9 protein-coding genes and 2 tRNA genes are annotated in these 14,996 nt (G+C 69.6%); 9 read left to right on the top strand and 2 right to left on the bottom strand.

All coding sequences use genetic code 11. The features are described from left to right. The first annotated feature begins 39 nt into the window (after positions 1-39). The 3 genes from ACFP2T_RS36900 to ACFP2T_RS36890 all read left to right on the top strand — a co-directional run bounded on the left by ACFP2T_RS36900 (position 40) and on the right by ACFP2T_RS36890 (position 6,448). Positions 40-2,931, top strand: a complete 2,892-nt coding sequence (locus ACFP2T_RS36900) for a PQQ-dependent sugar dehydrogenase (protein WP_377430325.1) — start codon at positions 40-42, stop codon at positions 2,929-2,931. Positions 2,932-3,074: 143 nt separating this feature from the next. Beyond that, positions 3,075-5,153, top strand: a complete 2,079-nt coding sequence (locus tag ACFP2T_RS36895; protein WP_377430745.1) for a ThuA domain-containing protein — start codon at positions 3,075-3,077, stop codon at positions 5,151-5,153. Positions 5,154-5,440: 287 nt separating this feature from the next. Further along, entirely contained in the window at positions 5,441-6,448 is a 1,008-nt protein-coding gene (locus ACFP2T_RS36890; protein WP_377430323.1) for a sugar phosphate isomerase/epimerase family protein, read from the top strand. Positions 6,449-6,615: 167 nt separating this feature from the next. Here ACFP2T_RS36890 and ACFP2T_RS36885 read toward each other — a convergent pair whose 3' ends face one another. Beyond that, positions 6,616-6,999 (bottom strand): hypothetical protein, encoded by a 384-nt coding sequence (locus tag ACFP2T_RS36885; protein WP_377430320.1) that lies wholly within the window; start codon positions 6,997-6,999, stop codon positions 6,616-6,618. Positions 7,000-7,270: 271 nt separating this feature from the next. On the opposite strand from ACFP2T_RS36885, the gene ACFP2T_RS36880 reads away from it, so the two are divergent. The 6 genes from ACFP2T_RS36880 (at position 7,271) to ACFP2T_RS36855 (ending at position 14,234) form a co-directional block, all read left to right on the top strand. After that, a tRNA-Asn gene (locus ACFP2T_RS36880) sits at positions 7,271-7,343 on the top strand. A gap of 147 nt (positions 7,344-7,490) precedes the next feature. Then, positions 7,491-9,665 carry an MMPL family transporter gene (locus ACFP2T_RS36875; protein ID WP_377430317.1) on the top strand — a complete coding sequence of 725 codons (2,175 nt, stop codon included), beginning with the start codon at positions 7,491-7,493 and terminating at the stop codon, positions 9,663-9,665. A 35-nt stretch (positions 9,666-9,700) separates the two neighbouring features. Continuing rightward, on the top strand, positions 9,701-10,999 hold the full coding sequence (locus tag ACFP2T_RS36870) for an FAD-dependent oxidoreductase (protein WP_377430743.1): 1,299 nt from the start codon (positions 9,701-9,703) through the stop codon (positions 10,997-10,999). Positions 11,000-11,229: 230 nt separating this feature from the next. Next, positions 11,230-11,303 (top strand) — tRNA-Ile (locus tag ACFP2T_RS36865). 82 nt (positions 11,304-11,385) lie between these two features. Further along, positions 11,386-12,723, top strand: coding sequence for a helicase-associated domain-containing protein (locus tag ACFP2T_RS36860; protein ID WP_377430314.1), 1,338 nt, complete (start codon positions 11,386-11,388; stop codon positions 12,721-12,723). A gap of 152 nt (positions 12,724-12,875) precedes the next feature. After that, entirely contained in the window at positions 12,876-14,234 is a 1,359-nt protein-coding gene (locus ACFP2T_RS36855; protein WP_377430312.1) for a DUF2786 domain-containing protein, read from the top strand. Between the two features lie 301 nt (positions 14,235-14,535). On the opposite strand, the gene ACFP2T_RS36850 is transcribed toward ACFP2T_RS36855, so the two are convergent. Further along, positions 14,536-14,952, bottom strand: a complete 417-nt coding sequence (locus ACFP2T_RS36850; protein ID WP_377430307.1) for a hypothetical protein — start codon at positions 14,950-14,952, stop codon at positions 14,536-14,538. Positions 14,953-14,996: the final 44 nt, after the last annotated feature.

The following is a 14,996-nucleotide window of genomic DNA, read 5'->3' as shown; positions in this document are numbered from 1 at the left end:
CTGCCTGTACGCACCTGTTCAGGACGGGAGTGCACGACCATGTCTCCACCTCACCACCTCCAACCACCCAGCGGCCCCCGGCTGGGTCGAGCCCGCACGACGAGGCGCCGGTCCTGGGCCACCGGAGCCGCGCTACTGCTGGCCGCGACGGCCGTACCGGCGGTGCTCGCCCCGGCGGCCCCGGCCATGGCACACACGATCAACGCGGCCGACTTCCAGCAGGTCACGCTCGCCCGCGGCCTCGCCGAACTGGGTGAGCCGATGTCGCTCGCGGTGCTGCCGGACCGTTCGGTCCTGCACACCGCCCGCAACGGCACGCTGCGCCGGACCGACGCCGCCGGCAACACCTCGGTGATCGGGAACATTCCGGTCTACACCAACGACGAGGAGGGGTTGCAGGGCGTCGGGGTGGACCCCAACTTCGCCAGCAACCGGTACATCTACCTCTACCATGCCCCACCGCTGTCCACGCCGAGCGGCAGTGCCCCGGCCACCGGCAGCCAGTCGCAGTTCGCGGCGTTCGCCGGGGTCAACCGGCTGTCCCGGTTCACCCTGAACAGCGACTACAGCGTCAACATGAGCAGCCAGGTGGCGGTGCTCGAGGTGGCGACGGACCGGGGGATGTGTTGCCACGTCGGCGGGGACATCGACTTCGACGCGGCCGGCAACCTCTACCTCTCCACCGGAGACGACAGCAACCCGTTCGAGTCGTCCGGCTACACCCCGCTCGACGAGCGGACCAACCGCTACCCCGCGTACGACGCGCAGCGTTCCGCCGGCAACACCAACGACCTGCGGGGCAAGATCCTGCGGATCAAGGTGAACGCGAACGGGACGTACTCGATCCCGAGCGGGAACCTGTTCGCACCGGGCACCGCGAACACCCGACCCGAGATCTACGCGATGGGTTTCCGCAACCCGTTCCGGCTCAGCGTCGACAAGGCCACCGGCGTCGTCTACGTCTCCGACTACGGCCCCGACGCCGGCTCGACCGACTCGAACCGGGGGCCCAGCGGGCAGGTCGAGTTCAACCGGATCACCTCGCCCGGCAACTACGGCTGGCCGTACTGCACCGGCACGAACACCAGCGCCGAGACGTACAACGACTACACCTTCCCGAGCGGGCCGAGCGGGTCGAAGTTCAACTGCACCGGCGGCCCGACCAACAACTCGTTCCGGAACACCGGCCAGACCACCCTGCCGCCGGCCCGCCCGGCCTGGATCCGGTACGCCGGTGACTCCGGCAGCCCGTCGGAGTTCGGCGGTGGCTCCGAGTCACCGCACGCCGGCCCGGTCTACCGGTACGACGCCAACAACCCGTCGGCCACCAAGTTCCCCTCCTCCTTCGACGGCCAGTTCTTCGCCACCGAGTTCGGCCGGGGCTGGATCAAGCCGATCCACGTCAACTCCGACGGCACCCGGGGAACCATCGACTCCTTCCCGTGGAGCGGCAAGCAGGTGATGGACTCGGCGTTCGGCCCGGACGGCGCGTACTACGTGCTCGACTACGGCGCCGGCTGGGGCAACGGGGACGCCAACTCGGCGGTCTACCGCTTCGACTACGTCGGTGGCGGCAACCGGGCGCCGATCGCGATGGCCAGCGCCACCCCGACCTCCGGGACGGCGCCACTGACCGTGGCCTTCTCCTCGGCCGGCTCGGTCGACCCGGAGGGCGGCTCGCTGACGTACTCCTGGAACTTCGGCGACGGCACCACCTCGACGGCGACCAACCCGACGAAGACGTACAGCGCGGACGGGCAGTACACGGCGACGCTGACCGTACGGGATTCGGCCGGCGCGACCGGCACCGCCAGCGTGCCGATCAACGTCGGCAACACGGCGCCGACGGTCACCGTCAACGCCCCGGCGTCCGGCCAGGTGGTGGCGTTCGGTGAGGCGGTGCCGTTCCAGGTCACCGTCACCGACCCCGAGGACGGCACGATCGACTGCTCGCGGGTCAGGATGACCTACCTGCTCGGGCACGACAGCCACGCCCACGAGATCACCTCCACTACCGGCTGCTCCGGCACCATCACCATCCCCGTGGACGGCGAGCACGACGACGCCGCGAACATCTTCCCGGTCTTCGACGCCCAGTACACCGACAACGGCGGGCTGACCACGCACAACCAGAGCGAACTGGCGCCGAAGCACCGGCAGGCCGAGCACTACGACACCTCCTCCGGAGTCGCCAGGTACGCCAAGACCCCGGCCGAGGGCGGCTACACCGTCGGCGACATCAACAACGGCGACTGGATCGCGTTCCAGCCGTACCGGTTGAACAACATCGGCGGATTCACCGCCCGGGTCTCGTCGGCCGGCTCCGGCGGCACCATCCAGATCCGGACCGGCTCGGCCACCGGCACCGTGATCGGCTCGGCGACCGTCCCCGTCACCGGTAGCTGGGACACCTTCACCACCGTCACCGGCACCATCAGCAACCCTCCGACCGGCACCACCACGCTCTACCTGACCTTCGCCGGCTCCGGCACCGGCTTCCTCTACGACCTGGACGCCTTCGACCTGACCACCGGCAGTTCCAGCGGCTCGGGGACCGGTCCGATCGTCGGACTGGCCGGCAAGTGCCTGGAGATCGACGGTGGCAGCACCGCCGACGGTGCGCAGGCACAGATCTGGACCTGCACGGGTTCGACCCACCAGACCTGGACCCGCAACGGTCAGACCCTGCGCACCCTCGGCAAGTGCCTGGACGTCAACGGCAACGGCACCGCCAACGGCACCAAGATCCAGCTCTGGACCTGCAACGGGGGTGCCGCCCAGAACTGGGCCCCGCAGTCCGACGGCACCCTCCGCAACCCGCAGTCGGCCAAGTGCCTGGACGTCTCCAGCAACAGCTCCACCGACGGCCAGAACGTCCACCTCTGGGAATGCATAGCCGGCGCCGCCAACCAGCGCTGGACCCTGCCCTGACGTGAAAGGAAGGGCCCCTTCTTATCGCTTTTTGTAGAAGAAGGGGCCCTTCTTAACCGCCCACGAGGAGAGCGACAATGCCCAGACGAGTGTCCCGCCCCGACCGGAAGCCGACCCGTTCCTTCCTCGGCGTCGCCACCACCATGCTGGCGGTGCTGGCCTGCACGACCGTGCCGGCCAGCCCGGCCAGCGCCGTCGACGCCCCGTACGACGTACTGGTCTTCTCCAAGACCGCCGGGTTCCGCCACGACGCGATCCCGGTCGGGATCCAGACCATCCAGCAACTCGGCGCGGCGAACAACTTCACCGTGACCGCCACCGAGGACGCGGCCGCGTTCAACACCAGTAACCTCGCCCAGTACGAGGCGGTGGTCTTCCTCAACACCACCGGCGACGTGCTCAACTCCACCCAGCAGAGCGCGTTCGAGTCCTACATCCGCGGCGGCAAGGGGTACGTCGGGGTGCACTCCGCCGCCGACACCGAATACGACTGGCCGTTCTACGGCAACCTGGTCGGGGCGTACTTCGCGTCGCACCCGGCGATCCAGCAGGCCAACGTGAAGGTGGCGGACCGGGGGCACGCGGCAACAGCCCACCTGCCGCAGACCTGGACCCGCACCGACGAGTGGTACAACTTCCGGACCAACCCCCGGTCGACCGCGAAGGTGCTGGCGACGCTCGACGAGTCGTCGTACTCCGGCGGCGGGATGGGCGCGGACCATCCGCACGTCTGGTGCAAGACGTACGAGGGCGGCCGGTCCTTCTACACCGGCGCCGGGCACACCCAGGCGTCGTACAGCGACTCGGCCTTCCGGGCGCACCTGCTCGGCGGTATCCGGTACGCGGCCGGCCGGTCCAAGGCCGACTGCCGACCGGAGTCCGGTTACACCAGCCTCTACAACGGCTCGACCACCGGCTGGTCCCAGGCCGGTCCGGGCAGCTTCAGCAACTCCGACGCCACGCTGACCTCGGTCGGCGGGATGGGGCTGTACTGGTACAGCGCGAAGCAGTTCACGTCGTACTCGCTGAAGCTGGACTGGCGCGTTCCCGGCGACGACAACTCCGGGGTCTTCATCGGCTTCCCGTCGTCGACCGATCCGCAGTCGGCGATCGACAACGGGTACGAGATCCAGATCGACGCCACCGACAGCTCGGACCGGACCACCGGCGCGATCTACGGCTTCCAGGCCGCGGACAGCACGGCCCGGGACGCCGCGCTCAACGCGCCGGGCGAGTGGAACGGCTACGAGCTGCTGGTCGAGGGGGAGCGGCTGCGGGTCTACCTGAACGGCGTACTGGTCAACGACTTCACCAACACCGACCCGGTGCGGTCGCTGGCCGGGTACATCGGGATCCAGAACCACGGCACCGGCGACGACGCCTCGTTCCGGAACATCCGGATCAAGGAACTCGGCTCCAACCCGGATCCGGGTACCAACACCACGGTCCAGGCCGAGGCGTTCAGCGCGCAGAGCGGGGTCACCGTGGTCAGCAAGTCCAGCGCCGTCGGCGGCGCGCTGGTCGGATACCTCGACCCGGGCGACTGGGCCGCGTACAACGGGCAGAACCTGACCGGGGTCACCTCGCTGCGGGCCCGGATCGCCTCCGGCGGCGCCGGCGGCACCCTCCAGGTCCGGACCGGTTCGCAGACCGGCACGGTGCTCGGCACGGCGACGATCTCGAACACCGGCGGCTGGGAAAGCTACGCCGAGGTGAGCACCGCGCTGTCCGGGGTGCCGAGCGGCACCCAGAACCTGTACCTGACCGTCGCCGGTTCCGGCACCGGGCTGTACGACGTCGACGAGTTCACTCTGGTGCGCTCGACCTCCGGCGGCGGCTCCGGCACCGGACCGATCGTCGGGCTGGCCGGCAAGTGCCTGGAGATCGACGGCGGCAGCACCGCCGACGGTGCGCAGGCACAGATCTCGACCTGCACCGGCTCGGCGCGGCAGACCTGGACGGTGAACGGCCAGACGTTGCGGGCCCTGGGCAAGTGCCTGGACGTCAACGGTTCCGGCACCGCCAACGGCACCAAGATCCAACTCTGGACCTGCAACGGGGGCACGGCGCAGAACTGGGCACCCCAGTCGGACGGCACCCTCCGCAGCCCGTTGTCCGGGAAGTGTCTGGACGTGTCGAACAACAGTTCGGCGGACGGCCAGAACGTGCATCTCTGGAGCTGCCTGTCCGGCGCTGCCAACCAGAAGTGGACCCTGCCCTGAGCTGAGCGGGAAGCCCCGCCTCCGGGCCAGGGAAGCCCGCCTCTCGATCGGGAGGCGGGGCTTCCTTGGCCCGCCCGACACCGCCTAGAGTGGTCTCGGCGATCCTCGGTGATGGCCGGCGACCGGGCGGGAGGCGCAACCTGCCCGGCAGAGGTGCGAGTACGCACGTGCCGGTGTCGTCGCCGGGGGAGTTTCGCCACCGTCCCGGACGGTCACCCTCGCCCCGGTCCACCGGCGCCACATCCGGCGCAGTCGCGAATCCCGCGTGATCAACAGGGAGAAAGACCATGGCGCGACCCATCACGCTCTTCACCGGCCAGTGGGCCGACCTACCGTTCGAGGAGGTGTGCCGGCTCGCCTCCGAATGGGGCTACGACGGGCTGGAGATCGCCTGTTGGGGCGATCACTTCGAGGTCGACAAGGCGCTCGCCGACGACTCGTACGTCGAGCGCAAGCGGGAGACGCTGGCCAAGTACAACCTGAAGGTCTGGACGATCTCCAACCACCTGGTCGGGCAGGCGGTCTGCGACCACCCGATCGACGAGCGCCACCAGGACATCCTGCCGGCCCGGATCTGGGGCGACGGGGAGCCGGAAGGGGTCCGGCAGCGGGCCGCCGAGGAGATCAAGGACACCGCCCGCGCGGCGGCGAAGCTCGGGGTCAAGACCGTCGTCGGGTTCACCGGCTCGTCGATCTGGCACACCCTGGCCATGTTCCCGCCCGTCCCGCCATCGATGATCGAGAAGGGGTACGAGGACTTCGCCAACCGGTTCAACCCGATCCTCGACGTCTTCGACGAGGTCGGCGTACGGTTCGCGCACGAGGTGCACCCCAGCGAGATCGCGTACGACTACTGGACCACCAAGCGGACCCTGGAGGCGATCGGGAACCGCCCGGCGTTCGGGCTCAACTGGGACCCGTCGCACTTCGTCTGGCAGGAACTCGACCCGGTGAACTTCATCTTCGATTTCGCCGACCGGATCTACCACGTGGACTGCAAGGACGCGAAGGTGCGTACCGGCGACGGGCGCCGGGGCCGGCTCGCGTCCCACCTGCCCTGGGCGGACCTGCGCCGGGGGTGGGACTTCGTCTCCACCGGGCACGGCGACGTGCCCTGGGAGGACTCGTTCCGGGCGCTGAACGCGATCGGATACGACGGCCCGATCTCGATCGAGTGGGAGGACGCCGGGATGGACCGCCTGGTCGGTGCCCCCGAGGCGTTGCAGTTCGTCCGCCGACTGGCGTTCGACGCCCCGAGCGCGGCCTTCGACGCCGCGTTCAGCAGCAAGGACTGAGGCCGAGTTTCAGCAGCAAGGACTGAGGCCGAGTTTCAGCAGCGAGCACTGAGCCCGCGTTCAGTAGCGGGGACTGAGACTCACCGCGGGGTCATGGACGGCGTGAAGGGGTCGGCCCGGTATCGGGCCGACCCCTTTCGTCCAGCACGGGACCGGGTGTGCCTCGGTCAGAACGTGGTGCCGTTGGCTCCCGATCCGGATGCCGCCGCCCGCGAGGCGGGCGTCGTCGCCGAACCGGATGACGCGGTCTTCTTGCCCGATCCGACACCCGAGTCGGCGTAGGTGCCGCCGTCTCCGGAGCCCAGTTCGGCGGACCCGCCGCTGCCCGTACCCAGTTTCTCGCCCAGCCGGGTGTGGCTGAGTCGATCCTTGCCCTCGGTGTAGAGCCGGTTGGCCTGGGCCTGAGCCACCCCGGCCGCTTCCTGCACCGTCGGGTGGTCGAGGACCTGACGGCCCTTGAGGACCAGTTCCTCGTACCTCTCCCGGCCCGCGCGGGCGCCCAGGACGAAGCCCACAGCCAGCCCGCCGACGAACCACAGCTTTCCGCGCATGACGGCTCCTTTCCATGTCTGACGCGGTCGAGTGCCCCCAGGTCTTTCCGGTAGGCGACCGTGTCGCGCCTGCGTTGTCTGTCCCCAAGCCGGTACCCATCCTCCACCGATGTCATGCCTGGTTGGGGCCCGCATAGCGATTTGTCCGGATATCTGACAGGTCGTGTCGTCGGGTCACCTCGGGCAATAACCCAGTAGCCCGGCACCCCCACATGTCCTGTACTCTTGTCCCGTCGCACGGCGCCGGAGATCCAGTGCCGGGCCAAGGCGATCCCCCGTAGCTCAATTGGCAGAGCAGCCGGCTGTTAACCGGCAGGTTTTTGGTTCGAGTCCAAACGGGGGAGCTTTCCCAACATCCCGCCCGCCGACCCTGTCGGCGGGCATCGTCATATCTGGGGTCTGCCCGGCCTGCGGCGTTCTGCCCGCTGCCCGGCGGAACCCGTGGATGTGGCCGGCCGCCCGACAGGCGGCGCAAACGGGGTGGGTGGGAGATGGCGGGGTCGCGGAGCCGGATCGTGCTGCTGCTCGCCGCCGTGCTGGTAGTCGGCTGGCTGGCGGTGGGTGTCGTGTCGGCGCCGTACGCGGGCCGGCTCAGCGAGGTCGCCACCAACGACAACGCGGCGTTCCTGCCGGCCGACGCCGAAGCCACCCACGCCGAAGAACTCGCCGCCGGATTCGTCGACCGGGAGACCATTCCCGCCCTCGTCGTCTACGCCCGGGACAGCGGGATCACCGACGCCGACCGGCAGCAGGTGGCCGCCGACGCAGCCCGGTTCGCGGCGGTCCCCGGCGTCGTCGGTCCACTGCCACCGCCGATACCCAGCGAGGACGGCCAGGCGCTGCAGGTGATCGTGCCGGTGGACAACACGGAGGACGACCAGACCAGGGCCGTGGTCATGGAACTGCGCCGGATCGCCGGCCACGGGCGGGACGACGGCCAGACGGTCGTGGTCGGTGGCCCGGCCGGCCTGCTCGGCGACCTGATCGAGGTCTTCTCCTCGATCGACGGGCCGCTGCTGCTGGTCACCCTCGGTGTGGTGCTGGTGATCCTGCTCGTCGTCTACCGCAGCCCCATCCTGTGGATCATTCCGCTGCTGGCCGCCGGCCTGTCGTACGCACTCGCCGCGCTGGCCGTCTATTTCCTGGCCCAGGCCGAAGTGATCATGCTGAACGGGCAGGCGCAGGGCATCCTCACCGTGCTGGTCTTCGGCGCCGGCACCGACTACGCCCTGTTGCTGATCGCCCGCTACCGCGAGGAACTGTGCCAGCACAAGAACGCCGTCGAGGCGATGCTCGCCGCCTGGCGCGGTGCCGCCCCGGCCATCTTCGCCTCCGGTGGCACCGTCATCGCCGGCCTGCTCTGCCTACTACTGTCCAGCCTCACCTCCAACCAGGCACTCGGACCGGTCGCCGCGGTCGGGATCGGCGCCACCCTGGTCGTGATGCTCACCTTCCTGCCCGCGCTGCTGATGATCGGTGGACGGTGGGCGTTCTGGCCGCGCTCGCCGTACGTCGAACACGCCGCGTCGGTCGGCCGGCTGTGGAAGCCGATGGCCCACTTCATCGCCCGGCGGGCCCGGCTGGTCTGGGTGGTCACCACCCTGATCCTGATCGGGCTCGGCTTCGGCCTGACCCAGTTGGGTGCCACCCGGCTCGGCCAGACGGAGCTGTTCACCCACCGGACCGACTCGGTCATCGCCCAGGAGGTGATCGACCGGCACTACCCCGGCGGGCTGGGCAGCCCGGTCACCATCTTCACCCCGGTCGGTGCCGCCGACCGGGTCACGGTGGCGGCCCAGTCCGTACCCGGCGTGGCCGAGGTGCATCCGCAGCCGACCGGGGACAGCAACGGCACCGATCCCGGAGGCTCGACCGGCCCCGGTGCGGGACCGGGCACGCCGGGCGGTGCCGCCGCCGAGCCGAAGGTGGTGGACGGCCGGGTCCAGCTCCAGGCCACCCTGACGGCGTCGGCCGACAGCGAGCAGGCGGAGGAGACGGTACGGCGGTTGCGGGTCGCCGTACACCGGGTGCCGGACGCTGACGCGGTGGTGGGCGGCTTCACCGCGATCAGCGTGGACACCGCCGACGCGTCGACCCGGGACCGCAACGTCATCATCCCGGCGGTACTCGGGGTGATCGCGGTGATCCTGGCCCTGCTGCTCCGGGCACTGCTCGCGCCGGTGGTGCTGATCCTCACCGTCGTACTGTCGTTCCTGGCCACCCTCGGGTTGTGCGCACTGCTCTTCCAGTACGTCTTCGGGTTCCCCGGCGTCGACGCGTCGTTCCCGTTGTTCGCCTTCGTCTTCCTGGTCGCACTCGGGATCGACTACAACATCTTCCTGATGAGCCGGGTCCGGGAGGAGTCCGTCCGCCGGGGCACCCGGGCCGGGGTGCTGCGCGGGCTCGTCGTCACCGGTGGAGTCATCACCTCCGCCGGCATCGTGCTGGCCGCGACCTTCTCGGCGCTCGCCGTACTGCCCCTGGTGATCCTGATCGAACTCGGGGTGGCGGTCGCGCTCGGGGTGCTGCTGGACACCATCGTCGTACGCTCGCTCCTGGTGCCGGCCCTGACCTACGACATGGGGTCCGCGATCTGGTGGCCGTCCCGGCTCTCCCGCGAGCCGAACCATCCCGGCCGGGGATCATCGGCGACACCGGGTGAGTGAGATCGTGTCCGGCCGTGAGTGAGACCGTGTCCGACCTGCCGGCGGAGACCGACGTGGTGATCGTCGGTGGCGGCCTGGCCGGGCTGGCCGCGGCCCGCCGGATGCACCGCGCCGGTACGCCCTGGCTGCTGATCGAGGCCGCCGACCGGCTCGGTGGCCGGGTCGCCACCGACGCCGTGGACGGCTACCTGCTCGACCGCGGATTCCAGGTCGTGAACACCGCCTACCCTCGGCTGACCGCCCTGGTGGACGTCGCCGCACTGGACCTCGGGCTGTTCACGCAGGGGGCGCTGGTGCGCCGGGGCGAGACGCTGCACCGGATGGTCCATCCGGTCCGGGATCCGCTCGGCGCGGGCCGTACGGTCCTCACCGGCCTCGCGGACGCCGCCGGCCTCGGCCGGGCCGCTCAGGTCCCCGGCGTACGCAAAATCAGTAGCGTGGGGCGGGCAACGGACCGACTCCGGCTGGCCGCGCTGGCGGTCCGCTGCGCGACCTCCCCGGTGGACCGGCTACTGGCCGCTCCCGAACTGAGCACCGAGATGGAGCTGCGCCGGGCCGGTCTCTCCGACCGGATCATCGAGGAACTGCTCCGGCCGTTCCTGTCCGGGGTGTTCGGCGAGCGGGAGCTGACCACCTCCAGTCACGTCTTCGCCATGATCGTCCGGTCCTTCGCCCGGGGACGGATCGGCCTCCCGGCGGCCGGGATCGGTGCCCTGCCGCAGGCCGTCGCGGATCCGCTGCCGGCGTCGCTGGTGGCGTTGGGCGTCTCCGCCTCGTCACTCCGGCGGGGATTTGTACGCACCTCGGCCGGCGACGTCCGCTGTCGAGCCGTGCTCGTGGCCACCGACCCGGTCACCGCGAGCACCCTGTTGCCGCCCCTGCGCCGGGTACGCATGCACACGCTGAGCACGTACTACCACTCCGCCGTCGAGCCGCCGATCGACGAGCCGATCCTGCTGCTGGACGGGGACCGGCGAGGACTCGTGGCGAACACGGTGGTGGTCAGCCACGCCGCGCCGACGTACGCTCCGGCCGGGCGGCACCTGATCGCCAGCTCGGTGGCCGGTCCGATGGTGCCGCCGGAGTCGCTGGTCCGCGCCGAACTGAGTCGGTTGTACGGCCGTTCCGTCGACGGCTGGGACCATCTGACGACGGTGACGGTGCCGGGCGCGCTGCCGGCGGCACCGGCGCCGCAGGGGGGCCTGCGCAAGCCGGCGGCGGTGGGGGAGGGGATCTTCGTGGCCGGAGACCATCGGGCGAGCCCGTCGGTGCAGGGCGCCCTCGCCAGCGGGTGGCGTACGGCCGGCGCCGTTCTCCGGTATCTGGGCGGCTGAGCGTACGCCGAGCGTGGCTGCGTGTGGGTGCGTGGCCGCGCGGCTGCCGGGCGCCTACCGCTTGCGCTGGCTGTCGCTTGGCGGCACCTCGATGTCGATCCTGGTTGCTATTCTCGCCGTGCCGGGGCGCCCTCCGTCTGCTGACAGGGGGAACTCGATCTTCGTGGGTCGGTCACCGCATGTCGGTGGCCGGTCGGCGACGCAGCGGGTTAATATCCCCGCGCCGGCAGGGGGCGGTAGCTCAGCAGGTTAGAGCAGGGGACTCATAATCCCTCGGTCGCGGGTTCGAGTCCCGCCCGCCCCACTGATGATCTTATACGCGAACCGTCCCTCCGCCGTGATCAGCCGATGGTCTGTCTGCGGCGGGGGGTGAATAGGATCGCCGTATGTCTGAACTGGCGGCCGTCCTGGTCGACCGCCGCCCTGAGGCGGACGAACTGCGCCTGACCGAGCGTCATGTGTTGGCTGACGTGCACGCCGTGCTGCGGCTGTGTGACTCGGGGCGGTTGCGCTGCAGTGACAAGACCCGACGACCGGCTGCGACCAGTGTCGTTTTGATCGCCGATACGCTGTCGGGCGGCGACTTCTATCCGGACGAGGCGATCGCCGCGTACGCCTGGCCACTGCTCGTGCAGGCCGGCGGCCTGGCCGATATCGGGGGCGGGAAACTTCAGCTGACCGCCCGGGGCCGGTCGGCACTCGGGAAGCCGGCTGCGGAGGTCATCAGGGGGCTGTGGCGTTCCTGGAACACCAAGGCGGTGCTCGACGAGCTGAGCCGGGTCGAGCACATCAAGGGCCAGCGCGCCACCAACGTGCTGACCTCGGCGAAGACCCGGCGGCAGCGGGTGTCCGCGGCGCTGGCCACCTGCCGGCCCGGTGTCTGGGTCGAGGTGGATGATCTGTTCGCCTCGATGCGTGGTAGGGGCCTGTCGCCGACGGTCGCGCGCAGCGACCGGGCGCTGTGGAAGCTGTACCTGGTCGATGCCCAGTACGGCAGTCTCGGCTACGCCGGGTTCGGTGCGTGGGAGATCCTGGAGGGCCGGTACACCCTTGCGGTCATCTTCGAGTACGCAGCCACGCTGGGCCTCGTCGACGTCGCCTACGACGAACCGGCCGGTGCTCGTGACGACTACCACGGCAACTGGGGCGCCGACGACCTCGACTACCTGAGCCGCTACGACGGGCTGCGCGCGGTGCGGCTCACCGGGCTCGGCGCGTACGCCCTCGGCCTGACCGCGTCGTACCGGGCGCCGGCAGACGCAGCACCGATTCGCAACCTGAAGGTCTTGTCCAACCTCGATGTGGTCGTCACCGGTGAGCTGAGCCCGGCCGACCGCCTTGTCCTCGACGGCTATGCGAAACGGACCACCGAGCGGGTCTGGACGCTCACCGCGGAGACCGTACTCGCCGCCGTGGCCGCCGGTCGCAGCGTCGATCAGCTCCGCGACTTCCTGGTTGGTCGCATGGCGCAGCCAGAGCTGCCCGCGATCCTGCTGGTGTTGCTCAACGACGTGACCGCCCGCGCCGGGCGACTACGCGACTTGGGTCAGGTGCGCCTCATCGAATGCGCCGATCCGGCACTGGCCGCACTGATCCACCACGACCGCCGGCTCCGGCCGCTCTGCACGGCGATCGGTGAACGGCACCTCGCCGTCACGACGGAACAGGAACCGGCCTTCCGCCGGGCGCTGCAGGCGCTGGGTTACGCCTTACCCGTCGGATGAGCCCGGACTGACGGGCGATCTCTGCCGACACTGCGAGTTCGGTAGCCGCGTCGTTGTGCCGACACGCTGCCATCGTCATCGAGCCGTGGGTTGTCTGCTGGTCCGGGTTGGTAACGTCCGTGGTTTGGTGTCGTCGGGTCGGGAGGAGGCCGATGGGGAAGAACAGTCGTGTACGACACAAGGCCAAGCGGAAGGCCGCGGAGGCGGCTCAGCGTCGAAGGGCTGTCGGGCCGCCCGGCCCCGGCGACCCGCTGGGCCTGTTCGGCGCGCCACGTGTTCCGTCTCAGCGTCAGCTCGCGGAGCAGATCATCGACCAGGCGGTCCACGCCCAGCACCGCGAAGAGACGGCCGAGCTCGGTCGCTGCCGCGCCCTGCTGGCCGCCGGCCCCGGCGGTACCACCGGCATCCAGGTCGTCAACCGGGCCTTGTTGGCCTCCCTGCTCCGCGAGGTCGAGCATGCGTGGCGGCGTGGCTGGCAGCCGGCCGAGCTGGTACGGGTGGCCCGCCGCGAGTGCACCACGCGTCACGGCCGGCTCATGGTCGATGCCATCGCGGCGCAGATGCGCAGCTATTCCACTGCGACTGTCGACCGGCGGTGGCAGTCGCAGTTGGCTGCCCTCGACGCGCAGGTGTGGTGGGATCACGACGACCACTATGTGGCGGTCTGGGGTGAACGGCAGGGCCTCGACCGTGCCGGCATGATCACCACCATCATCGAGGTGCTTCATCTGCTCGCGACGCTGCCGCCGATCGAGCCGGTCGGCCCGATGCCCGGCGCTGCCAGGTCCGACGCGGTGACCCAACCGGCGGACCTCGATCAGCGGATGCTTGATCGGGTCCGGGCGTTGCTGGCCAAGGCGGAGTCCACCGACTTCCCGGAGGAGGCCGACGCGTTCACGGCAAAGGCACAGGAATTGATGGCCCGTCATCGCATCGATCACGCCCTGCTCGTCGCCACGACGGGTGAACGCGACCAGCCGGTCACCCGCCGGGTGAGCATCGACAATCCGTACGAGGCGCCGAAGACGCTGCTGCTGCAGGTCGTTGCGGAGGCCAACAACTGTCGGGCGGTGTGGATGAAGCGGTTCGGATTTACCACCATCGTCGGCTTCCCGGCCGACCTGGAGTCGACCGAGCTACTGTTCACCTCGCTGCTCGTGCAGGCGACGAGGGCGATGACGCAGGCCAAGCCGAGCACTGACAAGTACGGGCGCAACACGACCCGCTCGTTCCGGCAGTCATTCCTGACCGCGTACGCGTCGCGGATCGGCGAACGGCTCAGCGCCACCACCGAGGGGGTGGACCGGGAGATGACCGCGTCGGCGGGCGCCGCCCAACTGCTGCCCGTGCTCGCGGCGCGCGACGACGCGGTGCGCGATGCCTTCGAAGAGCAGTTCCCCGAGCTGACACAGCATGCGACGGCCATCAACAACCGAGAGGGCTGGGCATCGGGCCGGGCCGCAGCCGACCGGGCTTCGCTGCACGAGCGGCAAGCGGTCGCACACGACTGATCAGCTGCTGTGTCATACCATGACGGATGGCACAGATTTGACTCGAAGCCTGCGGGCGGCCGGGCGGTGGCTGTGGCCCAGACGAGGCTTGCGGGAGCTTCCGGGCGACGGCGGATCAGGCTTAGTGAGCACCCCGCGTCCGTGACCTGGTCAAACGTACTGGTAGTGGATCACCGGCCACTTGGATTTGCGGTTCGCGCGGCGACGCGTCCGGCCCACATATGTCCCATTCTCCTCTGGGACTTGGACCGGACGATCTCATTGGTGGTGGACGGCGCATCGCTCGCCTGCGGTGGAACCGTCAACGGCGGCGATAGCGTTCGATGAGTTGGCCGTCCTCGGCGCAAAAGAATCGCCAGCCGTTGGTCTCAGGGCGTTTGCGGGCCGGGTTGAGGTGGCGGACCGTTTCGACAGCTGCCTGGCTGGGGGACTTGAAGGTCCGTACGAGGTCTGAGTGAGGTGCTTCGGTGATTCGGAGCCTTTCCGAATCGAGATCGAGGTAGCCGGTGACGCGTCGTCCCAGGTAGGTCGCGGTCACTTTGATCTCATCCTGGCGCTGCTCGGACGCCGACGGCTCGTGCTGGGGATTGTCCGAGGCGGGCGCTTGGTTGGACGTGCCGAACACGCGATCGACCGCTTCTGTCAGTGACACCCCTGCAATCTTGGCTGCGAAGGCCAACTTCTCGTATGCGGCATCGCTGAACTCGACCGTGGGCATGCGGCGCCTCCCTCTAGGTTGCCTAACCTACCTATAGAGAGCTT

The organism is Plantactinospora solaniradicis, assembly GCF_042658085.1.
Classification (GTDB): domain Bacteria; phylum Actinomycetota; class Actinomycetes; order Mycobacteriales; family Micromonosporaceae; genus Plantactinospora; species Plantactinospora solaniradicis.
The sequence above is the reverse complement of the archived record's forward strand: the minus strand, read 5'-3'. Positions and strand labels throughout refer to the sequence as shown.